This window comes from Lacinutrix mariniflava (assembly GCF_001418015.1).
Classification (GTDB): Bacteria; Bacteroidota; Bacteroidia; order Flavobacteriales; family Flavobacteriaceae; genus Lacinutrix; species Lacinutrix mariniflava.
This window is the reverse complement of sequence record NZ_LIQG01000020.1, coordinates 166,935-191,827: the sequence shown is the minus strand read 5'-3', so window position 1 is coordinate 191,827 and position 24,893 is coordinate 166,935. Positions and strand designations below refer to the sequence as shown.

The following is a 24,893-nucleotide window of genomic DNA, read 5'->3' as shown; positions in this document are numbered from 1 at the left end:
ATTATTTTAATGTTGGTAAATATTTCCCTTCCTTAGTTTTACCTAAAATAGATCCTTTAGATCTATTATATCTAAAATACTCTAATTCATAATTTTTTGGATTTAGCATCCATTCTCTTACTTCTTTGCTTTTAGCACCTAACTTTCGACCTTTTTTATTCCACCAAGTTACTGCATCAGTCAAATGTCCCATATCCGCCTCTGCAATATCTCTCCACTTTCCATCAGAAGCATCTTTAAAAATTTTCTTACCACTTTTAGTTACTTTAGCAGTACCTTCCTTGACCATTCTATCAAATACCGCTTTACCCGTTTTAGATCCTTTTCCAGGTGTTCTTCCTAAATACTTTAATCGGTTGCTTATTTTTTTTATTCCTTTAGAAATACATTTCCCTGCATTATGCACCAACCACTCCCAAGCACCAACAAAATAGGTATGCCAATCTGCTACCTCAAAGTTATATACTTTTTTCTTGGTGTACAAGAAGTTTGTGGCTTCTATGCGTTGCCATTTTCCATTTTTTGTTTTTACTTCGTCTTGCAAGGTTAAATCGGCAGCATCTTTCCAACCACTTTGTGTGTAAAAAGGGTGTTCTGCGGTGGTTTCTATAACTTCTCCGCCTAAGGTAAGCTCTATAGTAGCATCAATTTCTTTTTGCATGGTGTTAAGCACTGGCTTTAAATCGCTTTCACCCGTTGCCTCATTATATGCCCAAACAAGATCACCTACTTTTACATCTTCTATATTTTTATGTCCTTCTTTTACTGCTATTTTAGTGCCTGCTGTAAAACAAGCAAATACACATACTTTACCATATTTAATAGCAATATCATCTACTTTTTTAGCAGCAGCTTTAGCAAATCCTTTTCCAGCTGTTTTTAAGCCTTGTTTGGTGCCTAGTTTTACCGTTGCTTCTAAAGCTTCTTGTGCTACTTTTTTTGCAGCGATTTTTATACCTCCTTTAACGGCGCCTTTTGCAGCAGCTGTAGCAACAGATGCTGTACCAAAACTAACGATATCTACTACTAGAAACGCGGCATTTAAACCTACCATCCACCAATTCCCTTTTTGGGCTTCCCTAACCATACCAATAATATTACCAACTACAGGTATTAGTTCTGCGGTATCCCACCAGCCCCAACCAGAATCTTCCTCTTCACCGTGTTCTTCTAAAAGTTTATCGTACTCTTCTGGAGGTATAGGCACTTGCCCGCTAGTAATAAATTCTATTTTGCCACCTGTACCACACTGCATTTTGCTTTTAAACAAAATGGTTTCTTGTCCTTTTACTTTTACTTTATAGGTATCTGTCCAATCTGTTGGAGCAGGTGTACAAGGACTTCCGTTTTTTACAGAGCATGCTCCAAAAGGCGGAATGTTAGTCATTGGTGCTTTGTCTGCTTTAGTAGTTACTAAGCAGCCATTAATTTTTATATGGGTGTTTGATGTGGGCGTAAAGGGAGCTGGAGCAACACCTTTATCGCACATCATTAATGCATCTTTTACGACGTATTCTAAATCATGTGGCATAGTTTATTTTTTAGAATATTATAAAATATCTGTGTCTGAAGATTCTATTTTAATTTTACTACCTCCAGTAATATTAAGTTTGTCTCCATCTAAATTTACGCTTGTTTCACCCTTGATATTAGCATCGGTTTTTGCATTAAGATTCGCGCTTGCGGTTTCACTAGTAATGGTGATATCTTTATTTGCTTTTATACCAATACCTTCGTCTGCTACATTAATCCCTAAATCTCTTTGTGCATATATACTCATTGTTCCGACACCACCACCTTCTTCGTTTGGTTTTGCTATAATGTTAATACTGTTACCCGCCATTATATTAATATCCTTGGAAGCTAATGTTAGTTTGTTTGGGGCTTGTATTATAATTTCGCCATTACCTTGCATGACTATTACATTTCCAGATGGATCTGCAATGGTTATGCTGCCATCATCATCATTCATCACTACTTTATTGCCACTTCTAGTTTGTAGTGCTTTTATGGCATTAGAATTACTTTGAAATGCGCTTGCTTTTCCATTACCGTTATACAAACTTCCCATCATATAAGGATGCTCAGCATTGCCACCTTCGAAACCTACTAAAACTTCTTCATTTATTTCTGGTATAAAATGAAAGCCTTTGTCTCCGCCTGCATGTGGTGAAACTACACGAATCCAAGGTGTCATTTCTCCTACGTCTTTTTGCCAAGGAAATTGTACGCGTATTCTACCAAAACCATCTGGATCTGCGTTTTCCATAACTATTGCGGTTTGTGTGTCGCTTTTAGGAAATGCATTTATGTTTGTGTTAGGGTAAGCATCGAACTCAGCTGTTACGGCTTGAAAACGGTTTTGATAATCTCCATTTTCCGTATTGGTATGTGTAACGTTTGTTACTCTATAGTTTGCGCCTTCTACTGTAACAATTTTTCCTAGTTTTACACCTGGATTATCGCTAACACCATTAAGTTTAACTTGCTGGATTTCTATAGCTTTTTTTTGTAATTCGATACTGTTATCTAGGCGTTGTTTTGAATTAGAATCGTTATATAAATTATGCCATACTTTAGTTTGTTTATTGAAAATAGTGTTTGCTTTACTAGATACAAATCCGCTATAACCACTTGCTCCAGAGCTAACATCGTTAGAGTTCTTTTGGTGCACATCGTTTAATAAATAATCATTTGCATAATATTTATAATTATGAGATTGTGGTATAAGGTTTAAATTATACTCTTTAAGATCGAAACCGTAGGTTAGGCTTAATTCTTCGGTTTCCGGTGTTCCGAAAATAAGTTGTGTTCCGTTATAGTAAAACCATTCACCATATTGCGCTGCTAAACGACTGGCATAATCGTATGCGCTTTCGTTGTTTTGTACAGAGTAGTGTAGGGTAGAGGTGTTATTGGGTTGTATTAAGACCTCTAATTTAGATTTATCGTAATCACTAAATGTGCGGTCTAATATATCAGATAGTGTTAAATCATTATATGAAGCATAATGAGGACCATCGTCTGCTATAAAGGTTGGGCTTAAGGCAGTAATTATTATTTCATCTCCATAACTAGCTTCATGACCTTTTACAGTTGTTATTTGAGAAACAATACCTTTAAATTCTAGTGTTTTATAGCCATTAAATGTACCAATCGAGGTTATTTGAAGAGTTAAAGTCTCACCTAAAAAGTTTTTACTTGATTCTCCTAGTGTTAAAGATAAATCTTCTAAAACATCCATACGGCAAACAAGCTCTAATTTATGATGAGAATCTATTCGTTGGTGTAGGTTAATTGCCTTAAATGCAGAAATTTCTGTTCCCGATATAAATATTGTTGTTTTACTTTGTAATGCCATAGTAATATTTTTTTATTAAAACGATACCTATAAATAAGTACGTTTAATCTATAGTTTTAGTTGTTTACTTTTATTTTTATTAAAACTGTGTTGATTTATTATATTTATAAGCTTCAATTGGAAGCCAAATATTGTTTTTTTGTTGGTACCAAACTTGAATAAAATGTTCTCCATCTTTTGTTTCCCAAAAGACATGCTTAATGACTATGTTTTGGTTACTAATTTCTATTTTAGAGAAATGTTTTTTTAGAATTCTACTTGGTCCCATTAAACCATGTTCTCCCAAAATAAACTCATTATTTGAGATTGTAAGATTGCAGGTTTTTATGGCATTTTTATAACTTGTTTTTGATAAAAAAGGCACTGTAATTGAATCTTGTAAGCAAGTATATATAGAGTCTATAGTTTTTTTTTCTAAATTAGTTACATTTTTTACTTGCTTATTTTTGCATGACAAAAATATTAGTAAGAATGTACAGAGTAAAAGAATGTTTTTATTTTTTTTCATTAATTTAAAAAACTTGCAAATGAAACTCCAGGAATCATAGTATTAATTTCTTTTTTCACACCACGTAGATACCTGTATCGCAACTCATTCCCAATATTCATTAATGCTTTAGTATCATCTACATGATAAGGGTTGTAAGAGTTCCCGTGTTTCTTACCATATTCATCTGGTACACCAATTGCATGTCCGAATTCGTGTTTTAGTGTATTCTGATTAATATCTGCTTCTATTCTTCTTTCTGTATCTATGTGTGCTAAATATATATTTTTGGAGGTGTAATTTACTCTAGAAACAACTTCTTCATAAGGACCAATTTTTGCAACATTTACTGTCCAATGTTGGTTTGTTGTTACCCATTGGATATCAAATTCTACATTAAATTCTTTACGATGTAAGTATTCATTACTTGTTAATGCCTTCTCTACTAAAGACCAAAAAGTAAATTTGCTTCCCCATTGTTGCCAAATAACATTGTCAGCTTTTTGATGCCAAGCTTTTTTTTCTAAATAGGTCCAATTAGAAACTTCCTCTCCAACAACCCAATTATATTTCCATTTTTGGCGTATAACTACTGTCTTTCGGCTAGGTTCAATATATATATCGTAGAAATCTGTTCTCTTAATGTAATTCATTATTTATATTACATTTTAGCAGGCCAGTTGTTAGTATAAGTTGTTCCTTTTACACTAATTTCTTTTGCAGAAATAACAACTCTGGTTTTTAAAGGTTGAGAACCTTCAGCATCAAAATTTTCTACATAATCTAGACAGAACGCTTCATTAAATTCAACGGTTTTAAGACTAGACATATTATCTCTTTTATAAAAGATAACGCTTCCGCTTTTAGTCATGTTACTAGAAATCATCCACTCTAAAAAGTCTGTTTTGTTGGTAGATTCTATAAGTATAGTTATTTGTCCTCCACGAGGTTTTTGAGATGGTCGACCTGAATTGTCTGCACCTTGGTGAAAACCAAACGAGCATTCTAAAACATTCATTTCATCATCATCGATATTAAGTTTTGCTAAAAACGACATAATTACTAAGATTTAAGTGAATAAAGGATAAAAGAAAGGGAGTAGCATATGCTACTCCCTTATATTTAAAGAGGGTTAATTATACCCACTCATTAACATGCTCACCATTACCCATTGCAATAGATTTTGCAGAAATTACAAAAGCTTCAGACATTGGATTTTTTCCAGTTGCATCAAAATTTTCATGATATTTAACCATATAACCTTCTGTGAATTTTAATTCTTTAGAAGTAGAGTCGCTATCTCTTTTAATAAATTTGATGCTACCATCTCTACGTTCGAAGTTGTTAAACATCCAGTCAGACAAACTAACATCTGCAGTAGATTCTACAGTTAATTTAATTTTACCACCTCTGGTAATAGAAGATGGTCTTCCAGTTGAATCTGTTTCTTGATAAAGTTCGTAAGAACAGTTTAGTACGTTGTACTCTTGTCCACCTACATTTAGTTTTGCTTTGAAAGCCATAATAAAAAATATTTAATTAATAAAAAATTTAAAAGCCAATATTGGCATGTTATAAATTTATCAAGGTTCTCGATGTGTTACAAATAAACAAGCTAAATAACGTTTTTATTAGTTTAAGTGTATTTAAATTAAATTAATTCGATTTTTTTTTGATTTTTAATATTTATGAAACCTAACAAAAGGAAATTTAAGAAAAGAGTAGTAGATTATGTTATTATTAGTAATTAGAGTGGGAGTAGGAGCCTCTAATTGTTTTGTAAGTTTTCTGATATCAATATATTACGTGGTAATTAATAGTTTTAAACCTTTTTCATTATGATTTGTTGAATTGAATGATTGCTAAGTTCCGGTTGGTTTACCTTCTTTATAATTTGCAATTACCATAAGTAGTTGAAAAATAATTTTTGCAAACTTCACTAATTACGTGAGCATATGATATTCCGACAGAAGAGGATTAATTTAAACCTTCATGTTTTAAACTATTTAGATAAAATGTACAAGGAAGATAGCTGTCTCATTTAGGAACTCAAATGCTATTTTCTGAAACTTGTTCGAAAGTTTTATTATTCATTTTACAAGAAAATAGAATAAGACTATTTATAATTAGGTTTGAAATCTTCCTTGTTAAGATGTAAATGGTGCTAAATTTCCAAAGCAGCTTCCTTTGGGCTTGTAAACAGCAGAAAAATTGTACAATTTAATTTAAGAATTTTTTATGGGATATGTCCCAAAAGGCTTTGCATCTAACTTAAAAGTAGCACTCTTTAAAACACCATTTGCTCTTTCTTCTTCTGTAATTTCTATATCATCACTTTGTATTTTTAGGTATAGTTTAGTGGTGTCTCTAATCGTTATTTTTACCGTTGTAGGTTCTTTAATAGTTGTCGTACGTACAAAATCTAGTTTTGTGCTAAGATCTGGTGTGCCTCTAAATGGTTCTATTTGTACTTTTTTTCCTTTTAGTGCTTTAGCAAAAACTATGGTTAATTTAATTTTATTATCTACAATTTCGGTCTTGGCGTATGTATATTCGCCTGTTTTAGTTTTAGCTGTAATATAAATACCTTTTTTATCGGTTTTAGCTTCTCCTTGTACGTGTAAAGATCATCTAATATTCTTTTTGTCTTCTTCTGTGGATCTAGCTTTATACTTACAATCTTTGTATTTAATATCGATGTCCAAAATATATTCTATTGCTTTTCCAATAATAGCGGTTTTAGGTGCATCTATTTTTACTGCTGGATACGTTTTTATTGCTTTCTTACCGAATTTTGCAAATATTAAGCCTTATTAGTCCTTAGTATTACTTAGTATCATATTAACACCTAAAAACCTTTGATTTATTTTATGTTTATCAAATTTAAATTCTGGCTGAGTACTTTTACCTTGAAAAAAAATTGATAGGAAGTTTTTTTTGTTTAGGAGCAAGAGTAAAGTCATCTTCCCTTTCTATAGAACTATCTAACGAGATTAAAATTTCTTTTTGATTATTAATAATTATAGAGGTAATATCCCATGGATATCCCCAAAAATAATTATTAGGATATTCTTCATCCATTAACAATGGAGTAAAAAACAATAATGGCTCATGATTATTTTCAACAATATCATATATAGCATAGTTTATTCCATCTTCATATCCCTGAGCCCTAATGATTTTATGTAGATTATCATCATCTATATTAACAAACCATTTGTAGTTAATTGATACCCATGGATAAACTATTTTATTGAATAGTTTATCTTTTTTGAACCAAAATTCGTAGATATATGAAGCAGTTGAGTCTGACGCTGTTATTATAGTTTCAATCTCTTTATCGTTATCAAAGTTTAAATGTTCTATTTTATCAACTACCAAATCTTGAGGTATTTTTTTCTCTAAAGAAACCTCTATTGGTTTATTTTGGCTTTTGCAAGAGCAAGAAAAAATGGAGAGTGATAGTATTAATATAAGTGTTTTCATTTTTGTGAATTTTTATCAGGATTAGTAATTACGGACAAACTCATTTCTTTTAGTGGGTCAAAAGTAGGTTTGCTATTTTTTACTTTTCTTACTTCAAAGTGTAAGTGAGCCATTTTAGCAGCTTGCCTTTTAGCATTTCCTGATTGGCCTGTTGTTCCAATGATATCTCCAATTTTTACGTTCCCAGTTTTGTAAGTTGTAAGGTGAGCATACATTAAATAATACGTTTTCCCTCTATATTCTCCTTTTAGATAAATTCGGTTCCCATATCCACTTGGATCAGATTTAAATGTTACATTCCCTTCTAAGCAGGCTTAAACACTTTTTCCAACAGGCGAGTAAAGATCTAAACCATCATGCTTCCCTCCAGTTCTTCCATGAAAATCACTTTTTCGGGGAGTCCATTGGGTTGCTCCATACCAACCTCTTAATTCCATTTTTTCTAATGGATCAAACCAATGCATGCTATCTAATTTAAAAGTAACTTTTTTTAAAACACCATTAGCTCGTTCTTCTTCTTCTTCTTCTTCTTCTTCGGTTTCTATATCATCACCTTGTATTTTTAGGTGTAAATGTGCTTTGTCCTTAATACTTGTTTTTGGAGTTGTGAGTTATTTAATTATTGTTGTTGTGCGTACAATGTGGTTTTGTACTAAGAGATCTGGCGTATCTCTAAATGGCTCTATTTATTTTATAACTTTTTCAAATATTCCGTTATCATTAAGGATGTAATTTTCTAACTTTCTTTTTACTCTTGGAGGGTCTAATTCCTTTTCTAAATCGCCGTCAAAATATTCAATTTCTTTTCTATCAAGTTGAATACTAAAGTCTTTTTTTATTTCAAAATCTATTTCTAAACCATTTTCCCATGAAAATCTATTAAATATGATTAAATAATCTATTTGCTTCCCTGCTTTATTAAAACTTGTTAAAATAAAAAAAACACCTGCAATATCATTTTCACCAAAATATTGAGAATAGCTGCCAATTAAATTGACCTTTTCTAATTCTTTTTTAAAAAATGGAAATAAAATTTGTGAATCTATGTTATAATTAAAATCATTATTATTTTTATATGCAAAAGTAATATCGTCTTTGATAACAGTATTCGTTTTTTGAGTAAAAAAATCAATACTTAAAGTATCACCTTCATAAATTTGTATCGAATTTTCAATATCTATATAAGTAGATAGTTTTTGAATCCCTATTTTGGTAAAAGTTGTATCTATAAAGAAACCTCCTATGGTATCATAGTACTTGACTTTTGATATAATACTTTTACTTGAATATGGAAAATCAATTGATGGAAGATTTTCTAAAAGAAAATTTATATCTGTTCTTTTGGTCAAAAAAGGACTATTTGCTTTTATAGAATTTACTTTAGCTACAGTAATTTTAGTTTTGTCATTTCTTTTTGTTTGACAACTAATGATAGTTGCTAGTAGGAATAAAATAGTTGTTATTTTCATTTTTTCTCAATTATTTAATGATCAAAACCCGTTAGATGAATGTGATGATAATGCCTATAACCGTTTTTACCTAATTTCATTTTATGCACGCAATGATTTAATAGGTGCTTGACTCTTGTTTTTTCTTTTCTATTTTATTTGTTTTAGGATTTATTTCTTCTTTTTCTCCTTCAATATAGAAATCTTCAGAATACATTTTTGCAATCCTTCCCCAAACATATTTGTATAGGGCATCATTGAAGCGGTTTTGTCTATCATAATCAAAATTAGGGTTCTTAATTTTAGTAGTATGATTAGTAAATAAATGAATAGCTTTTCCATTTTTATTTGTGCTAAAATATCTCAAATCACCTTTCTCTCCATTAATATGACTAGAACTTCCTCCAGCAGTATTTCCATTTTTCACGCTGAACCCGTTAAACCCTAAATCGACTATACTTTCTTCAATCATTGCTCCTAGCAATCCTGCGAAACAGAATGGATTAATATACCAGCGACCTGTATCTGAATTCCATGTCAAAAATTTAAACTTGATACTTCCTGATTCATAAGAAGGGATATCTTTTGCATACACCAATTGAATATTATCTCCTTTTGTTGTTGAAAGCCTATTCTTTTTTTGTGTATTTTCTTGTTGAAATAATTTTTGTATTACCAAAATTATGCTCTTCGTTATTTTTTAATAGCTAATCTGTCTTCTATTTTTAGTGTAGAATTATTTGATATTTTATCATTCTTGATTTGTTTACAACTAAAACAAAAAACAACTATGACCATTAATAATCTTTCCATTGACTGCTTAATTATTATCCAATATTTCTCTTTTTAAGAGTTCTCCATTATCAGAATATTCTTCTGTCATTAACAATCTAGAACCTTTTTTAGTATGAGTATTAGTTATATATCCATCATCATTAACTACTTCAATTGTTTCTAGTTCAAAATAATTCCACATTCCTGTTTTTAATCCATTTGTATAATTACCAATAGCGTAAGTTTCATTATTAACATAACCATAGTTTGATTTTTTTTCTATCCACTCACCATGCTTTAAATGGTCATTAACCAAACCTTCTTCTGTTTCTGTTTTATAAATACCATTTTTATTAAAATAAGAAACTAAATGGCCACTTTTTGTTATTATATAGCTATTCACTTTGCTAATAAAAGTACTAGAGAATTCTTCATCTTCCTCGGCTACTTCTCCGAATATTCTTGTATGTACAATATAATCTTTGCTTATGAACCAATATTTTGAAGAGGTACTCAAATCACCATAATCTATGTATCCTATATTATATCGTCTTATAACCTTTTTGTTTTTACTTAGAACTAAACAATATTGAGTTTCCAAACTATTTTCTTTATTACATTTTTTTGTAACTTTTTCAATAGAAATTTCAAAATCATGAATTTTAGGTAGTTTAGTTAAATATTCAAAATACTCAGTATTTGAGTCGTCAACTAATTCATCAGATTCAAAATATTCATGTAATATTCCTTCATTTGATTTGTAACAATTCGATGTTTTTAAGTTATCTATTCTTTCATAAGTTATGTATATTGAATCTAATAAATAATTATAGTGCTTATTTTTACTACTTATCTTATTATTTACGCCTCCTTTAGGGAAATTATATATAAGAAATTTACTTCCTAAAGATATCTGGGAAATAGAATCATCTATTATTTGAATTAAATTAATTGGTAACTCTTGTTTAGTAATAATGTCTAAGAAGGTGTTTGTGCTTATAGAGTCGTTAGTACTAACAATATGTTTTTCAATATTACTTTTTTTACAACCAAAACATAAAATAAGTAATAATCTTTTCATGAATTATTTATTGGTTAATAATTTTGCCGTTAGGAGATAACTTATATTTTTTTACCTCGGAGAAGTAAGATGGTTTTTCTTCTTTTTCAAAGTAATATCTTATAAATATATTATAGCTTTTATCTATAAAAAAAAACTTTTGTTTAGTACTTATTTCACTTGCATAGGCATAGTAAATATTAAATTCATCAATTATTTCAAGTTCATTATTTAGGGTCAACAATTCCATTCTATTTATTGAATGATACTCATTATATGGTGTAGTACCAGATACAATTACCACATTAAAATCGCCGCTTTTTGGTAGAATCTTTACAATGTTAAAAGGCTTAGTTTTTAAATCTGTTTGGTTTTCTTCGTCTCCCAATAATGGGTGTTTATCTTTCTCTTGAATAAATGATTTATCGGGAATATATGATAATGTTGAATATTTATTATATAGCTTAGTTGAGTCACTTTTAAGTAATGTATCGTAAAAGTCAAATATAGATTTGTATTCTTTAGAGCCTTCATCATCATTGGTGTCAAGTTTAAAATCTTTATCCATTAACTTTGAAATACCTATTGGTAAAGTTCTTGTAATAGAATCTGTTGGTTTTTTAATTTCGAGTTTAGGGTTTTCTATTTTCGAAATATCACTTGTATTGCTTTTACAAGCAAAACATAATACAACTAAAGCAATTATTAAACTTTTCATGAATAATTTAATTATTTATAAAAATGGCTATAATTAATTTTTTAAATTTCCAATAACGAAAGATGACATAGAGTCTTTAGTATAATTATATTTTTCTATGTATCCAAGTTCGTTAATATAGATTTCTTCTATTTCTTTACTCAATCTTTTTAAATATATTTCCTTGTTTTTCAACATTTTCTTATCCTTAACATAACCTTGACTTGTATTTTTCCAAACTAAAATTTTGTCATCGAAAAATATTGAATCCATTATATAGCCTTTTTTTGTTTTGGTAGCTTCTGTAATCAAGATCAATTTACTATCAATATAATATAAACCATAGGCTTTTAAAATTTTTTCAGCATTAAATGTTGCTTTTTTTCTATTCGTTTCATTACCCCATATTGTTAATCCATCATAATCGAAATCTGGATGGCCAATAATGTCATTTTCATCTGTATCTCCTAAAAAATTACCATTTAGTTCTGTCAATTTTGATTGAATATTCTGATATTTTTTAAGCTGAGTTTTCGTAAACACCTCTTCTTTAAAAGAAAAATATTCTGGTTGGGATAAAGCAGATTCTGGAATAAATATATCTATAGTATCTTGTGTTGTTTTAAGTTTTTCTTGTTTGTTAACTTTTGCAGCAATGTTAGTGCTATCTTCTATATCTCGCTCGGGAATTTTATTATTCATTTTACAGGAAAAAAGAATAAGACTATTTAAAATTATTAAAAAGTATACTTTCATGATTTATTTATAATTAGGTTTGAAATCTTCCTTGTTAAGATGTAAATGGTGATGATGGTGTGGCTTATGTTCAGTATGCTCTAATCTAAACGATGAGCCATTTAGAGTAATATCATAACTTAAAAAACTTCCCCAACCAAATTTCATTAAGGCATCAATAAATTTATCTTGTCTAACAACATCAAGATCATTAGGTGAAGTGTTTATATGTAAAGTTTGTACTTTTTTATCTTTTCTTAAGTACCTAAAGTCTCCAGCAATTCCATTATAATGCGTTACACTTGGCGCACTTGTTCCATCTGCAGAAGTGAAACCATTTAGAGTAAGGTCGGGAAAATCATTATCCGCAATTGCACCTATAAGACAAGCGTAGGCTTCAGGATTAATGTATTCTCTTGATGGATTATCATTCAATTTGATTTTTAGATCTTTCTTTTGATAAGAAATAGGTAATTTAAATTTTATCAATTTTATTTTACCTGAATCATATTCATAATATCGATTTATTGACGAACCATCATTATCAGTAGATGTGATTTTTTTCCAACCTGTTTTTTTGTATTTAGAACCATTTTTCCATTTTTGCGCATCAGAAATTTCAAAAGTGCCTAAATCGTGAACATCACTATTGTTATCATAATACCTATATTTAACCTTTTTTAAACCTTCTAAATTTAGTTTGCTAATTTTACCATATTCATATATGTGTATGGTATTAGCTATTTCCAACTTAAAAGCAATGTTTTTTAAAACACCATTAGCTCGTTCTTCTTCTTCGGTTTCTATATCATCACCTTCTATTTTGAGATATAGTTTTGCTGTATCTCTTTTGTCAACTTTAAAACCAGAGACTGTGTTTTCGTACATCCATTCTTTTTCTGCTTTATGGTCTGGTTTACCTCTATAAGGTTCTATTTGTATTTTAATGCTTTATCATACACTAAGGCTAATCTAACTCCCAATCACCTTCGTTTGCACAGATAACTTTATTAGAATCTAATAAAATTATTTTTTTGTTTTTAAAATCAAACCCCCAAGCTTTGACAATTTTTTGATATATATCATTTTCTTTCTTTTCTATTGGAGCTATTGCAAAAACAGGTGATATTATTTTATTTTGATTTAATATATAATCACAGCTTACAACAATAGTTGATTTTTTAGAAAGTGTTTTTTTTGCTACCATAATAGTATCTAATATTGTTTTGTTTTCAATATTAATTTCCTCAAAACAATAAATAAAATAATCATCATCTGAATATAAATTATAGCTAAATTTCTCCAGCATTTCTACTTCTTCTCCTAAGTCAATTATAGAAATTAATTGACCTCCCCAATTTTTATAATTTTTTATTGGATCTTTGTATTTTTTCCCTATATATATTAAGTTTATACTATCTTCTAAAGATGTATTTATTATAAAATCTTTATTTTGTCTTTTAAAAGTACTATCCTTTTTTAAAAAGTTTTGAGAGCTTTTATTAACACCTTCATTATTTAAAGGTGTGTTCTTACAAGAATAACAAAATATTATTATTAGTGAAATAATTATAAGTTTTTTCATGGTTGATCGCTTTCTTCTGGGTTGATATTTAGATTCTTACCTATTTCAGGAATAGTTTGTACTGGGTTTAGTCTTCCTCCAGTAAAACTACTCGTATTTCTAACTTCAAAATGCAGATGAGCATGTCTATCAGGATCATTCTCATATCCGGTTTTACCAGTATATCCAATTTTTTCTCCCATTTTGACAAAATCCCCTAAATTAAATAGGGCAGAATCTTTTAGATGTGCATAAAAAAAGTAATAAGTTTTTTCCTTATATTTTCCTTTTATACCTATTTGGTTCCCATAGATGTCTGTTGACCTTTTAAGATACACTTCTCCTTCAATACATGCATAAGTATTAGTACCCACTGGCGCATATAAGTCTAATCCTTGATGTTTTTTCTTAGTTCTGTAGATAGTGTAAGGTAAAAAAGGGCTTCTTTCTGGTGCCCATGTTAGTCCATTTCCATACCAACCTCTCAACTCCATTTTCTCTAATGGGTCAAACCAATGCATGCTATCTAATTTAAAAGTAACTTTTTTTAAAACACCATTAGCTCTTTCTTCTTCAGTACTTTTTATATCGTCACCTTCGATTTTTAAATATAAATGTGCTTTGTCTCTAATTGCTATTTTTGATAAAGTAGCATCAGCTTCTTTAATTGTTGTTGTTTTAATAAAATCATGGCTTACTTTACTTTGGTCAATTTTTGGAGCATCGTCTCGATATTGTTCTATTTGTATTTTTTTATCTTTTAATGCTTTGTCGAAAATTATAGTTAACTTATTGTTGTCTCCAGTTTTTGTTGTTTTTTAACCATCAAAATCTCCACAGTCTTCTTTACTAAATAGTTTTTGGTCAGATAAAAAAGAATAGAATTTATAATCTTTTAACCTATTATAGAATGGATATGAGCCAATTATTTCAATTTTATAAATTTTAACATCTTTGGTTTTCTTGATTTTTAAATAAAGCTCTTTTTCGGGTGTTTTTAAGTGAACTTTCATTTGATCTTTAGTTTCTTCTATTTTTTTAATTTGATATTCACTAGAGATTTCTTTGTTGTTAGGCATGTCTCCATAACAATAATCAAAAATAGTAAAAATACTATCTTTGGTATTAATAAGCATAGATTGAGAATCACACATGCATACAGCATAAAAATCTATTTGATATTTTTTATAAACACCTGCATCTTCATTAATTAAATTTAATGGAATTAGTTTCTTATTATCTATTTCACTAAGAAAAGAAGTAACATTGTTTACTCTTTCTGATTTTTCAGTATTATTCTCTATTATACCCTTAACATTAATATTTGTTTCAGTTACAATTTCTTTCGAGTTTTCTTTACAACTCAAAATCAATAGAAAAATTAATAAAGTTATTCTGCTAATATTTTTCATTTTATAGAACCTTCTTTTTTAGAATTGATATACATTTTTTTTAATAGAGGTAAAGGATCAAATAAATCCTTTCTTCTTTGAAAAGAAGAGCCACTTATATGTTTTCCAGATTTTGCATAAAGCATTTCATTATACTTTATACCTGTATCGGATAAATTACCACTTCCTTCTCCTGTATAAAACTCTATGTGAAGCATTCCTCTTTTTTCTCCAGAGGGTTGATGAACATGAGGCACTAGTAAGCCTATTTCAGCAATTTTTTGACCTCTTTTTACGTAATCACCTTTTTTTACTAAAATATTGTTTTTATTAACTTCTCCATATCTCACTACTAGATCGAATCCTTTAATTTTTTGATATTCGTGTTCTATTTCAATCCTCCATGTGTCTCTGTAAAATGAGTGAACATCAGTAACGACACCATTAGCAATTGCATAAATTGGCTCATTCAATTCATAATACAAATCTCTAGCAGCATGAATTCTAGTGCTTGACCTTAATACTCCAAAAGTAGGAGCCTTCTTTTCATGTAGAGTATAGTCATACTTAATATAATTATCATTTTTAAAACCATCAGGATGATTTAATGGTATAGTTTGAAATGGAAATAATAGTCTTGGTGTTTCTAATTTAAAAGCAGTACTTTTCAAAAACTCATTATCTATAGTTTCACCTTCTTCTTCTATACTATCACATTGCGTTTTTAAATATAAATGCGCTTTATCTCTAATGGTTATTTTTGATGTTGCTGCTTCTTTAATTGTAGTTGTACGTACATAATCTGGCTTTGTAGTAAGGTCTGGCGCGCCTCTAAATGGTTCTATTTGTACTTTTTTGCCTTTTAATGCTTTATCAAAAACTATGGTTAATTTAATTTTTTTATCCACAACTTCGGTTTTGGCGTATGTATATACTCCTGTTTTAGTTTTAGCTGTAATATAAGTACCTTTTTTATCGGTTTTAGCTTCTCCTTGTACGTATAAAGACCATCTAATATTCTTTTTGTCTTCTTCTGTGGCTGTAGCTTTATACTTGTAATCTTTATCTTTAATATCGATGTCTAAAATATATTCTATTGCTTTTCCAATAATAGCGGTTTTAGGTGCATCTATTTTTCCTGCTGGATAGGTTTTCTTGTCTGCACCCTTATTGAAATTAAACTTCACAACTTCTTGATCTCTATCTGCTTTATCTTTTTTTGCGTCTTCAACTGCTTTTTTACCAGCTACAGTTTCATCTTCACGAATGTAAAGTGCTTCTTGCCAACCTTCAAAACTTTTAATAGCATCTTCTTTTTCAGAAGCAATTTTATCTTCTTTTGGACGCAATTGTATTTTTTTAATACCAACCTCTATTTCTGTGCCTTCAGTTTTGCCTAAAATTTTCTGATCTTGTTTTTTTATGTCTATCTCTATCCAATCTCCAGCTTCTGTAGTTGTAGTTTTATCTTCTAATTTTGCGAATACTAAAACAGGTAGTTTATCGGTTTCTGTTTTTACAAGTTTAAAAACGTTAGTTTTTTCTTGGTTTTGGCTTTTACTTTCAAGTATTTTTATTTTAAGGGTTTTACCGTCTAGTTTTTTAGTCTCGGCAACCAAATAAACTTGGTAACCCATTGGAGCAGTAGTAATTTTACTGTAATATTCTTTTTTTTCTTTTTTGTAGGTAGTAATGGTGATTTCATCGTCGGTTTTATAAGAAGCTTCGGTTAATGCATCGTAAACCTTAGTGTTTGTAGTATATTTTTTATCGCCATCTGCTTTTACCTTTCCATAGATGTAACTTGCTAGTTTTCTTCTTTTAGCGTCGTCTACTAAATCATCATCTTTGTTTGTTAAATCATTATTATCATCTGAAAATTTAAAAGTAAAAGGATCTTCATGGTCTTTTTCAACATATTCATTTTTTTTTTCAGCGAAATAGGCAGTAATTATTTCAGGATCGTCGCCTACCAATGCTAATTCTTGGTCTTCAAAAGAAAAACTACGACCGCTAACTTCGGCTTCTAAGACTAATGTTCTATTTCTACCTGCCATAATTTTTATTTTTTATTCCAGTCTTTATCTGTTTGTAAAGCTTCTAATTGTGCTGTGCCATCTCCATTTACAGTACCAGAAAAAGTTATCGTGTTTTTAGAACCATCAATTTTATTACCGTCTTTTTCTTTTACGTTAACCTTTATGGTTTCTCCTGCATCAACATTTTGTGTTCTTACAAATATGGTGGCTTGTTGTCCGTATTCTATTTTATTGGTTCTTTTGGTTTGACTCTCATCCATCCAATAGGTTTGTACTACTTTTGGTGCTTTGTCATTTCCCATCATAGCACCAGGAATAGTCATGGCAATATCCATAAATTCTTCTTGTACACTTCCTGCTAAATTTAATTGAGTAGGATCTGTAATGGTAACTTTACCACCTGTAGCACACATACATTCTGAGTCATCAAAAAGCCATTTTTTAGAGCTTCCTAAAGTAGATTTCTTTGAGGTTTTACTCCATTTTTGTAATCCTGGAATACAAGGTAGATAACCACCACTTGTAGGCTTTAGTTTACATTGCCCAAAAGTTGCTGGTACTTGTACATCCATGTCTGTGGCTTTAAATTTGCCTTGAATCTTTACTTTTTGGTTTTGCGTTACCAATAATTTTGCTGGTGTAAAACCTTGATTACACTCTAATAAAGCGCCATCTAATACATATATTTTGCTACTCATTGTTTTCTAAATTAAAGGTTATAGCCGTTGTTTTTTTATATATGTCTTTAATATTAAAAACATATTCTAGATTGGCATTCGTTACAAGGCCTAATTGTGGTACTACATTATATTGTGCTTTATAGTTAAAATCTAGACTATAATTTTCACCTTTAACGGTTTGTAAATCTCCTATAAAGGCGTTTAGTTTTGCTAACGGAAATTTTTTATGTTCTGTATCTATTTTAGCTTCTGTTCCTATGGTAACGTTAGTAAAAGCGCGATCTTGTTTTATAATTTTCTTTTCTTCTATTATAGGAATGTTTAAATTTCCTAAACCATTAGAAATTATTTTTTCTTCAATTAATGGTTTGTCTTTCTCAAATTCTTGATAAAAGATATTAGAGAACAAAAAGAAGTAGAAATTATCTTCTAAGTATATTTGTTGAATATTATTTTCTTGTAATTGCCAATCGAAATCTTTGGCAAGATCTTCAAGATCTGGATGTTTTAATAATATTTCACTTTTAGCTTTCTTCCAATTTATTCTTATATCATCTGTATTTGTAACTTCTAATAGCTTAAAGTTTTTACTTAGTTTAAAGTCTAAAGTATTATTAATCGCCGAAACTGTAGCAGCAATTTTTTGTGCTTTACTTAGTTTTTTTATGGCACTTAATTTATCGTTTAAAAAATAACGAAAATCTACTTTTAGCCTATAACTTAGCGTGTTTTGACTTTTCATGCCTAAATAAGTTAGGCTAAAACCTAAAGCTATAGTTGTTTTATTACGTTTATTACCTTGTATAACCTCATTACTTATCTCTGCAGTATAATGACGTGGAATGCGTTCGCCATTTAACTTTAGTATTTCTGTTGTATGAGATAGTGTGTTTTTCATTAGGAATTAAAAATGGTTTTATTTAGTAGTTTCAAAAATTTTAATTTTTGTTTTTTCTAATTTATAAGAGTCAGTATCACTTTTTAATAAAATCTCAATATTCCCATTGTATTTATCGACTTCAAATACAAGATCTATTTTTTTGTTTTCTGAGGTATTATTTATAGCTTCAAAAGCTTTTTTTACTTCATCTTCATTAAAATCGAGCTTGCTGCCGTAAACATTTTTGTTTTCATCTTCCCAATAGATTGCTGTTCTTAGTGGTAGAGCAGAAAGTTTGTATTCTTTTAATTCTGGATTATTTGCTACAGTAAAAAAATTCTCGCCATTAATGTAGTGTAAGTATATATCTGAAAAGGAGCCTTTAGATTTTAAACTAAAGATGGTTTTGTAATTATAGGTATTTGTACTATAGTTATTCCAAAGTCCAAAAGGAATGTTATCTGGATCTATAGCGCCTTTAATATCTTCGTTTATAAAATCTTCTCTAGATTCTTGAACAAACTCTTTAACACTTAGTACTGCATTAGGTATAAATTCTTCTTTTGTTACTTCTATTTCCTTCGCATTAAATCTACCTATTTCAACTGATTTGTTTCCATTGAGCCATATAACAATTACTCCACCAGGAGCCAGACCTAACACAATATTTGTAAAGGTTTCTTTTTCACCAGACAAACCAATGAATCCTTCTTCAAATATGTTTAATATTTTATCTTTAGGAAGCTTAAAAGTTCCTCCATAAAATTTTTGTTCTAAATAGGATACCCACTTAATATCGAACTTATTTGGTATAGCTTTAAAATCTTCACCAACAATATGTCTTGCACCTGTATTTCCCCAGCCAGAGATGAGTGCGTGCCCAGAAGGAATATAAACGCTTGTACTATCTTCTAGATAAAAATTACCAGATATAATTTCTGCAGGATAATTTTTGGGAGCATTTGCTGTAGGTCGCCATTCAAATTTTTTCATGGTTTTATTTTGACTATTACTTTTATTATTACAAGATGTTAATCCTATAAAAAGAACTATTATAATTAACTTAAAGTTTATTAACATATATTAATTTATTAACCTGGATTAACTTTTCTTACGCGTTCGCCTCCATCTATATTGGGTTTATTAGGGTGTAGTACCCAATAGCTAGAAGTATAATGAGATGAGAAATGAAAATAACCATTACGTAAATTTTTTATCATAGCTCTATCTTGCGGGTTTGCAAACTCTACTTTTTTTCGTTTACCGCTAACATAGCCATCCAATTCTTTCTTTACCTTTATTAATAGTTGATCCTGAATAGGATATTTTTTTTTAAGACTTGACAATTTGTATTCGATAGCTTTAGAAATACTATATTCAGTCATGGTCTGTAATGGTACAAAACTATATTTGTTACTTATGCTATTTCTAGTGGCTTCAAGTTTTCCGTTGTGTCTGTTTACGGTTAATTGAGATTCTTTATACCAACCGCTTTCTACTAAACGGTTTTTTTCTTCATTCATGTTTGGCAAATAGTGCGATTTATCTACGACAAGTAATTCTTCTTTTGAGTTATCATTATAGCCGCCACCAATATCTGAATGCACACCTGGAAATAGCACTTCTAGACCTTTAGATTTTGGTACACTACCAATGTCTGTGCGGCGAAAGTTTACACGATGCTCATCGTCTGCTCCAATTTGGAATACACAGTTTGCTTTTGTACCAATAACATTAAGTCTTAATTCTTTAGTATCATTACCATGTCTTAATCCATAAGAGGCAACTGTATCGTATAAGCCAACAAAACGTATAGTGAGGTTTCTTACTTCTATATTAGATGCTCTTAATTTTTCGCCTAAAGTACCCCAATTTTCTGTCCACCTAATAGGTCTTCCTCTTGAATTGGTTTTCTTTACTTCACCTTTTCGTTTCGTTATTCTATAGACAAAATACCTTGCTGTTGCAGCACCTCGACTAAACCCATATGTGTCTATGGTTAGTCTTTCAATTTTTTTAGTCCCAACATTATTACACGTCTCAATAATTCCTTTTGCAGTGTCTTCAATTCCCTTATTAGCTTTTGCAATTACTCCCTGAGCGCCTTCTCCTTGTGCTACACCGTTAAAAAAGTTATCCTCTTCACCGTTACCAGTTCCTGCGCCTTCAATATAAATAGAGAATTGCTGATTTTTTTCTTCCTCTTTTACTTTATAAAAAGGCTCTCCTCTTGAAATGTTAGAATGGTCATTATCATAACTACTTTCTTCTTGAAAGACGTATTGCTCTACTAAGGCTTTATTGTAAGGTTCATTATTATCTTTTTTCTCTTTTTCTATACGAGAGTTAATGTTTTGTCGATTGTTTTGAGTCCCATCAAAGAAAACACCCACAGTGATATTAGTGCTGTCTTCGGGTGTGTTTTCATTAAATTCTGAATTTCCAACTTCTACCTTTGCTGTTTTTACAGCGATGCTTCCTAAGACTTCTTTAGAAACTTCCTGATCTCCTGTTGGTTGTGATGTTAATTCTACAGACATATTTATACTTTTAAATTATTCACCATATTCTACAGTCTCTGCACTAGAAATACTAATTTTTCCACCAGCGTTGGTTGTTATTGCTCCACTAGCATCTGTTGTAATTTCTTGTGCTTCTTGCTTATAGGTTGAGCTTATAACTTTTATTTCTTCACCTATTTGTTTGTCTTCGTTTGTAGCAGTTATAGTGCTATTTTCGTTAATAGTTTCTGTTTTATTTTGCCCAACAGTTATGTCTAAATTTTCTTCAACATTAATTTGCATGTTCTTAGCATTAAGTGACATGTTTTCTATAGCTGAAATAGTAATGTTATTATTAGCAGTATCAATGGTTATAATATTACCATTCATATCTGTAATAGTAATGCTTTCTGAGCCATTGGTATCGTTAAGTTCAAAGGTGTGACCACTTCTAGTTTTTATTGCTTTAATATCGTTGGCATCACTTTTAAAAGCGTCAGCATTACCATTTCCATTATACAAACTTCCCATCATGTATGGGTGTTCAGCATTACCACCTTCAAAGCCTATTAAAACTTCTTCATCAATCTCTGGTATAAAATGAAACCCTTTGTCTCCACCTGCGTGTGGTGTAACTATACGAATCCAAGGTGTCATTTCTCCCATGTCTTTTTGCCATGGGAATTGTACACGAATCCTTCCTAAACCATCTGGGTCTGTGTTTTCCATCACTACAGCTGTTTGTGTTTCACTTTTAGGAAACGCATTGATGTTTGTGTTAGGATAAGCGTCAAACTCAGCTGTTACCGCTTGAAAGCGGTTTTGATAATCTCCATTTTCTGTATTGGTATGCGTAACGTTTGTTACTCTATAGTTTGCGCCTTCTACTGTAACAATATTTCCTAGTTTTACACCTGGATTATCACTAACACCATTAAGTTTAACTTGTTGAATTTCTAAAGCTTTTTTTTGTAATTCGATACTATTATCTAGGCGTTGTTTAGCATTAGGATCGTTGTATAGATTATGCCATACTTTAGTTTGTTTCTTGAAAATGGTATTTGCTTTACTAGATACAAAACCGCTATATCCACTTGCTCCAGAGCTAACATCGTTAGAGTTCTTTTGGTGCACATCGCTTAATAAATAATCGTTTGCATAATATTTATAATTATGAGATTGTGGTATAAGGTTTAAATTATACTCTTTAAGATCGAAACCGTAGGTTAGGCTTAACTCTTCGGTTTCTGGTGTTCCGAAAATAAGTTGTGTTCCGTTATAGTAAAACCATTCACCATATTGCGCTGCTAAACGACTTGCGTAATCGTATGCGCTTTCGTTGTTTTGTACAGAGTAGTGTAGGGTAGTGGTGTTATTGGGTTGTATTAAGACCTCTAATTTAGATTTATCGTAATCACTAAATGTGCGGTCTAATATATCAGATAGTGTTAAATCATTATATGAAGCATAATGTGGACCATCGTCTGCTATAAAAGTTGGGCTTTGCGCCTTAATAATAACAGAGTCTCCAGAACTTGCTTCATGACCTTTTACGGTTTTAACTTGTGTTACAATACCTTTAAATTCTAAAGTTTTATAACCAGTAAAAGCATCTATTGATGTTGTTTGTAATGTTATAGTTTCGCCTAGATAGTTTTTGCTAGATTCCCCTAATGCTTGAGATAGGTCTTCTAAAACATCCATTCTGCAAACGAGTTCCATAATATGGTGAGAATCTATTTGTTGATGTAACATAACTCTTTTAAAAGCAGTAATTTCTTTTCCACTTATATATATGCTTGTTTTACTTTGTAATGCCATAATGTTTAATTATTTGGTTTAACAAATTCACCGTCTTTATATTGTAATCTTAAAATTTTACCAGTAGCATCCATAAATCCTGATGGTGAGTCTTTGTCTCCATCGACAAAGTTTTCAGTGAGTTCGTGGTATGAAATTTCGTTAGTAACAGCATCAAATTTGGGCTCTAAATTATCTTTACCTCTTGTAATCTCGTAAAAAAGTTGATTTTCACCATTAAAACAAGATAAACAATCCTGAAGCCTTCCGTTCTTCAATTTAAGGTTTCTAAAAACAAAAAATTCTTTTCCTCCGCCATGGGTTCCCCATCCTTTTACGAGAAAGGAACTATTAGGTAGCGAATAGGACTTATAGTAAACAGTAGAAAATATTTCTTTTTGACCGCCATCATGTTCAAATAAAAAACCTGTGTAAATTTTATTATTTTTTACTAAACGATACATGGATTCGTACCTATGAAATGTCCCATTATTTTCCCAGTCCCAAGACAAAATGGTTAGCGTGCTGTCTTTTGATACAGAAATAGCTCGTTTTTTATCCCATTTAGGGAAATAATATTTTTTTAAAGCCTCATCATTTAAGGCAGTAGAAAGCTCATTTTTAAATCTTTTTAATATGGTATCTCTTCCGTCATAATCGAATTCATTTTCTACATATTTATCGTATGTCTTACTAAAGGATAAGTAAGACTTTTCTTTTAATGCTTGTGCTTTTTCTCCGCAAGAGAGAATGAAAAAAGAAAAAAATGTTAATAAAAAATAGTGCTTCATTTTACTATTTATCTTAAAGTATATTACAACGTTTTTTTTAACTCACAATTAGATTATAAGTACTTACCTAGAAAAGATATTAAAAGCTAATAAGTACCTCCAAGTTGCTACTCTTTCTAAACATAACCGATGCACCTCCGGAGATGCTGCGGCTTGATGCGCTAAAAAACTATAGTCTTTGTTTGTTTCTAATGCTCTATTTGCATCACCTTCTCCTTGGAAATACGCGTAGTACCAGTAGGCTTTCTCATCTTCTGTAGGTAAAGCGTACCCTAATTTTTTTCTTTGCTTATCAAAAAGTTCTATTCTGTGGGCCAATACGGCACTAAAGCCTTCGATAGCACTTTGAAAACCATCAAAATAAGCGCTAGGTACCGCTTCCTTACCATAGCGCTCATTACGTTCTGCATTGTAGGAAACATATTCATCTCCTTCATTATAATCTGATGGTAAGTATTTTTTTATCCTAGGAAATTCTTTTGGAGAACCAAAAAAATCTAAACCCAGAATTGAAAATGCTGACATTGCTTTATCTGTCATTAAACCACCTTTATTATTATAATAACTCGAGGTTTTTTTATCTAAATAATGCTTACTAAGTCCTTCACCACAAGCAATTGTGAACAGATATGATGGTAGAATGTTTAACCTACCTCCAATATCTTCAAAAAGATCTAATATTTTTTTTTCACTAGGTTCATCAACATATCCGGCATAAGCCTTAGGTTTTTGACCATAATAGTGCTTAAATTCTTCTTTAATTTCTAATTTAGTTTTCTGCTTGCCCATACGGTTTGGATGTTAAACTTTAGCAGGCCAATTATTAGTGTAGGTAGTGCCCTTTACACTAATTTCTTTTGCAGAAATAACAACTCTTGTTTTTAAAGGCTGAGAGCCTTCCGCATCAAAATTTTCTACATAATCTAAACAGAATGCTTCGTTGAACTCTACGGTTTTAAGACTAGACATATTATCTCTTTTATAAAAGATAATGCTTCCACTTTTAGTCATGTTACTGGAAATCATCCATTCTAAAAAGTCTGTTTTATTGGTAGATTCTATAAGTATAGTTATTTGTCCTCCACGAGGTTTTTGAGATGGGCGACCTGAATTATCTGCACCTTGGTGAAAACCAAAAGAGCATTCTAATACATTCATTTCGTTATCATCGATATTAAGTTTTGCTAAAAACGACATAA

The 24,893-nt window shown here is 30.5% G+C and carries 27 protein-coding genes and 1 pseudogene; 1 reads left to right on the top strand and 27 read right to left on the bottom strand.

Translation table 11 applies throughout. The features are described 5' to 3' along the window. Position 1 precedes the first annotated feature (1 nt). From ASC44_RS17695 to tssD (ASC44_RS04185), 6 genes are all read right to left on the bottom strand, one after another. Positions 2–1,531, bottom strand: a complete 1,530-nt coding sequence (locus ASC44_RS17695; RefSeq protein ID WP_083476236.1) for a polymorphic toxin-type HINT domain-containing protein — start codon at positions 1,529–1,531, stop codon at positions 2–4. Between the two features lie 18 nt (positions 1,532–1,549). After that, on the bottom strand, positions 1,550–3,361 hold the full coding sequence (locus ASC44_RS04205) for a type VI secretion system Vgr family protein (RefSeq protein ID WP_055446370.1): 1,812 nt from the start codon (positions 3,359–3,361) through the stop codon (positions 1,550–1,552). 79 nt (positions 3,362–3,440) lie between these two features. Next, positions 3,441–3,869 (bottom strand): hypothetical protein, encoded by a 429-nt coding sequence (locus ASC44_RS04200; protein ID WP_055446369.1) that lies wholly within the window; start codon positions 3,867–3,869, stop codon positions 3,441–3,443. Further along, a complete protein-coding gene (locus ASC44_RS04195) occupies positions 3,869–4,501 on the bottom strand; it encodes a hypothetical protein (RefSeq protein ID WP_055446368.1) in 633 nt (210 codons plus the stop codon). Before ASC44_RS04195 ends, ASC44_RS04200 begins: the two co-directional genes overlap by 1 nt. An 8-nt stretch (positions 4,502–4,509) precedes the next feature. Then, a complete protein-coding gene (gene tssD / locus ASC44_RS04190) occupies positions 4,510–4,905 on the bottom strand; it encodes a type VI secretion system tube protein TssD (protein WP_055446367.1) in 396 nt (131 codons plus the stop codon). Between the two features lie 79 nt (positions 4,906–4,984). Further along, positions 4,985–5,371 (bottom strand): type VI secretion system tube protein TssD, encoded by a 387-nt coding sequence (gene tssD, locus ASC44_RS04185; protein WP_055446366.1) that lies wholly within the window; start codon positions 5,369–5,371, stop codon positions 4,985–4,987. 715 nt (positions 5,372–6,086) lie between these two features. Here tssD (ASC44_RS04185) and ASC44_RS04180 point away from each other — a divergent pair. After that, positions 6,087–6,431, top strand: coding sequence for a hypothetical protein (locus ASC44_RS04180; RefSeq protein WP_055446365.1), 345 nt, complete (start codon positions 6,087–6,089; stop codon positions 6,429–6,431). 321 nt (positions 6,432–6,752) lie between these two features. Here the strand turns inward: ASC44_RS04180 and ASC44_RS04175 are convergent, their stop codons facing one another. The 21 genes and pseudogenes from ASC44_RS04175 to tssD (ASC44_RS04075) all read right to left on the bottom strand — a co-directional run bounded on the left by ASC44_RS04175 (position 6,753) and on the right by tssD (ASC44_RS04075) (position 24,891). Further along, complete coding sequence (locus ASC44_RS04175; protein ID WP_055446364.1) at positions 6,753–7,334, bottom strand: hypothetical protein; 582 nt, start codon at positions 7,332–7,334, stop codon at positions 6,753–6,755. After that, positions 7,331–7,636, bottom strand: a pseudogene (locus ASC44_RS04170) (M23 family metallopeptidase); the annotation flags it as partial. The gene ASC44_RS04175 and the pseudogene ASC44_RS04170, both read right to left, overlap by 4 nt. Positions 7,637–7,648: 12 nt before the next feature. After that, a complete protein-coding gene (locus ASC44_RS18025) occupies positions 7,649–7,798 on the bottom strand; it encodes a hypothetical protein (RefSeq protein WP_161805001.1) in 150 nt (49 codons plus the stop codon). 222 nt (positions 7,799–8,020) lie between these two features. Next, on the bottom strand, positions 8,021–8,803 hold the full coding sequence (locus ASC44_RS04165; protein ID WP_055446362.1) for a hypothetical protein: 783 nt from the start codon (positions 8,801–8,803) through the stop codon (positions 8,021–8,023). Positions 8,804–8,900: 97 nt separating this feature from the next. Next, complete coding sequence (locus tag ASC44_RS04160; RefSeq protein ID WP_055446361.1) at positions 8,901–9,461, bottom strand: hypothetical protein; 561 nt, start codon at positions 9,459–9,461, stop codon at positions 8,901–8,903. Positions 9,462–9,602: 141 nt separating this feature from the next. After that, the gene (locus ASC44_RS04155) at positions 9,603–10,637 is read right to left on the bottom strand and encodes a hypothetical protein (protein ID WP_055446360.1); all 1,035 of its coding nucleotides are present in this window, start codon (positions 10,635–10,637) and stop codon (positions 9,603–9,605) included. A gap of 7 nt (positions 10,638–10,644) precedes the next feature. Further along, the gene (locus ASC44_RS04150) at positions 10,645–11,334 is read right to left on the bottom strand and encodes a hypothetical protein (RefSeq protein ID WP_055446359.1); all 690 of its coding nucleotides are present in this window, start codon (positions 11,332–11,334) and stop codon (positions 10,645–10,647) included. 33 nt (positions 11,335–11,367) lie between these two features. Continuing rightward, positions 11,368–12,015: a hypothetical protein gene (locus tag ASC44_RS04145; protein WP_055446358.1), complete on the bottom strand. Its 648-nt coding sequence runs from the start codon at positions 12,013–12,015 to the stop codon at positions 11,368–11,370. A gap of 57 nt (positions 12,016–12,072) precedes the next feature. Then, entirely contained in the window at positions 12,073–12,936 is an 864-nt protein-coding gene (locus tag ASC44_RS04140; RefSeq protein ID WP_055446357.1) for a hypothetical protein, read from the bottom strand. Between the two features lie 79 nt (positions 12,937–13,015). Further along, positions 13,016–13,633, bottom strand: a complete 618-nt coding sequence (locus tag ASC44_RS04135) for a hypothetical protein (RefSeq protein ID WP_055446356.1) — start codon at positions 13,631–13,633, stop codon at positions 13,016–13,018. Then, complete coding sequence (locus ASC44_RS04130) at positions 13,630–14,133, bottom strand: M23 family metallopeptidase (protein WP_055446355.1); 504 nt, start codon at positions 14,131–14,133, stop codon at positions 13,630–13,632. The genes ASC44_RS04135 and ASC44_RS04130 overlap by 4 nt, the downstream gene beginning before the upstream one ends. Before the next feature lie 297 nt (positions 14,134–14,430). Next, on the bottom strand, positions 14,431–15,024 hold the full coding sequence (locus tag ASC44_RS04120) for a hypothetical protein (RefSeq protein WP_152973264.1): 594 nt from the start codon (positions 15,022–15,024) through the stop codon (positions 14,431–14,433). Next, a complete protein-coding gene (locus ASC44_RS04115) occupies positions 15,021–17,060 on the bottom strand; it encodes a M23 family metallopeptidase (protein WP_055446352.1) in 2,040 nt (679 codons plus the stop codon). Before ASC44_RS04115 ends, ASC44_RS04120 begins: the two co-directional genes overlap by 4 nt. A 5-nt stretch (positions 17,061–17,065) precedes the next feature. Then, on the bottom strand, positions 17,066–17,740 hold the full coding sequence (locus ASC44_RS17690) for a DUF4280 domain-containing protein (protein WP_083476235.1): 675 nt from the start codon (positions 17,738–17,740) through the stop codon (positions 17,066–17,068). Further along, on the bottom strand, positions 17,733–18,620 hold the full coding sequence (locus ASC44_RS04105; protein ID WP_055446351.1) for a hypothetical protein: 888 nt from the start codon (positions 18,618–18,620) through the stop codon (positions 17,733–17,735). Before ASC44_RS04105 ends, ASC44_RS17690 begins: the two co-directional genes overlap by 8 nt. An 18-nt stretch (positions 18,621–18,638) precedes the next feature. After that, positions 18,639–19,682: a DUF2931 family protein gene (locus ASC44_RS04100; RefSeq protein ID WP_055446350.1), complete on the bottom strand. Its 1,044-nt coding sequence runs from the start codon at positions 19,680–19,682 to the stop codon at positions 18,639–18,641. Between the two features lie 11 nt (positions 19,683–19,693). Further along, the gene (locus ASC44_RS04095; protein ID WP_055446349.1) at positions 19,694–21,142 is read right to left on the bottom strand and encodes a T6SS phospholipase effector Tle1-like catalytic domain-containing protein; all 1,449 of its coding nucleotides are present in this window, start codon (positions 21,140–21,142) and stop codon (positions 19,694–19,696) included. 15 nt (positions 21,143–21,157) lie between these two features. Next, complete coding sequence (locus ASC44_RS04090) at positions 21,158–22,924, bottom strand: type VI secretion system Vgr family protein (protein WP_055446348.1); 1,767 nt, start codon at positions 22,922–22,924, stop codon at positions 21,158–21,160. Between the two features lie 5 nt (positions 22,925–22,929). Further along, complete coding sequence (locus tag ASC44_RS04085; protein ID WP_055446347.1) at positions 22,930–23,694, bottom strand: hypothetical protein; 765 nt, start codon at positions 23,692–23,694, stop codon at positions 22,930–22,932. A 63-nt stretch (positions 23,695–23,757) separates the two neighbouring features. Beyond that, positions 23,758–24,483 carry a hypothetical protein gene (locus tag ASC44_RS04080; RefSeq protein WP_055446346.1) on the bottom strand — a complete coding sequence of 242 codons (726 nt, stop codon included), beginning with the start codon at positions 24,481–24,483 and terminating at the stop codon, positions 23,758–23,760. A 12-nt stretch (positions 24,484–24,495) separates the two neighbouring features. Beyond that, the gene (tssD, locus tag ASC44_RS04075; RefSeq protein ID WP_055446345.1) at positions 24,496–24,891 is read right to left on the bottom strand and encodes a type VI secretion system tube protein TssD; all 396 of its coding nucleotides are present in this window, start codon (positions 24,889–24,891) and stop codon (positions 24,496–24,498) included. Positions 24,892–24,893 lie beyond the last annotated feature (2 nt).

Coding starts and splice junctions, on each gene's coding strand:
- ASC44_RS17695 (WP_083476236.1), bottom strand. CDS start 1,531: ATGCCACATGATTTAGAATACGTCGTAAAAGATGCATTAATGATGTGC.
- ASC44_RS04205 (WP_055446370.1), bottom strand. CDS start 3,361: ATGGCATTACAAAGTAAAACAACAATATTTATATCGGGAACAGAAATT.
- ASC44_RS04200 (WP_055446369.1), bottom strand. CDS start 3,869: ATGAAAAAAAATAAAAACATTCTTTTACTCTGTACATTCTTACTAATA.
- ASC44_RS04195 (WP_055446368.1), bottom strand. CDS start 4,501: ATGAATTACATTAAGAGAACAGATTTCTACGATATATATATTGAACCT.
- tssD (WP_055446367.1), bottom strand. CDS start 4,905: ATGTCGTTTTTAGCAAAACTTAATATCGATGATGATGAAATGAATGTT.
- tssD (WP_055446366.1), bottom strand. CDS start 5,371: ATGGCTTTCAAAGCAAAACTAAATGTAGGTGGACAAGAGTACAACGTA.
- ASC44_RS04180 (WP_055446365.1), top strand. CDS start 6,087: ATGGGATATGTCCCAAAAGGCTTTGCATCTAACTTAAAAGTAGCACTC.
- ASC44_RS04175 (WP_055446364.1), bottom strand. CDS start 7,334: ATGAAAACACTTATATTAATACTATCACTCTCCATTTTTTCTTGCTCT.
- ASC44_RS18025 (WP_161805001.1), bottom strand. CDS start 7,798: ATGCATTGGTTTGATCCATTAGAAAAAATGGAATTAAGAGGTTGGTAT.
- ASC44_RS04165 (WP_055446362.1), bottom strand. CDS start 8,803: ATGAAAATAACAACTATTTTATTCCTACTAGCAACTATCATTAGTTGT.
- ASC44_RS04155 (WP_055446360.1), bottom strand. CDS start 10,637: ATGAAAAGATTATTACTTATTTTATGTTTTGGTTGTAAAAAAAGTAAT.
- ASC44_RS04150 (WP_055446359.1), bottom strand. CDS start 11,334: ATGAAAAGTTTAATAATTGCTTTAGTTGTATTATGTTTTGCTTGTAAA.
- ASC44_RS04145 (WP_055446358.1), bottom strand. CDS start 12,015: ATGAATAATAAAATTCCCGAGCGAGATATAGAAGATAGCACTAACATT.
- ASC44_RS04140 (WP_055446357.1), bottom strand. CDS start 12,936: ATGTACGAAAACACAGTCTCTGGTTTTAAAGTTGACAAAAGAGATACA.
- ASC44_RS04135 (WP_055446356.1), bottom strand. CDS start 13,633: ATGAAAAAACTTATAATTATTTCACTAATAATAATATTTTGTTATTCT.
- ASC44_RS04130 (WP_055446355.1), bottom strand. CDS start 14,133: ATGCATTGGTTTGACCCATTAGAGAAAATGGAGTTGAGAGGTTGGTAT.
- ASC44_RS04120 (WP_152973264.1), bottom strand. CDS start 15,024: ATGAAAAATATTAGCAGAATAACTTTATTAATTTTTCTATTGATTTTG.
- ASC44_RS04115 (WP_055446352.1), bottom strand. CDS start 17,060: ATGGCAGGTAGAAATAGAACATTAGTCTTAGAAGCCGAAGTTAGCGGT.
- ASC44_RS17690 (WP_083476235.1), bottom strand. CDS start 17,740: ATGAGTAGCAAAATATATGTATTAGATGGCGCTTTATTAGAGTGTAAT.
- ASC44_RS04105 (WP_055446351.1), bottom strand. CDS start 18,620: ATGAAAAACACACTATCTCATACAACAGAAATACTAAAGTTAAATGGC.
- ASC44_RS04100 (WP_055446350.1), bottom strand. CDS start 19,682: ATGTTAATAAACTTTAAGTTAATTATAATAGTTCTTTTTATAGGATTA.
- ASC44_RS04095 (WP_055446349.1), bottom strand. CDS start 21,142: ATGTCTGTAGAATTAACATCACAACCAACAGGAGATCAGGAAGTTTCT.
- ASC44_RS04090 (WP_055446348.1), bottom strand. CDS start 22,924: ATGGCATTACAAAGTAAAACAAGCATATATATAAGTGGAAAAGAAATT.
- ASC44_RS04085 (WP_055446347.1), bottom strand. CDS start 23,694: ATGAAGCACTATTTTTTATTAACATTTTTTTCTTTTTTCATTCTCTCT.
- ASC44_RS04080 (WP_055446346.1), bottom strand. CDS start 24,483: ATGGGCAAGCAGAAAACTAAATTAGAAATTAAAGAAGAATTTAAGCAC.
- tssD (WP_055446345.1), bottom strand. CDS start 24,891: ATGTCGTTTTTAGCAAAACTTAATATCGATGATAACGAAATGAATGTA.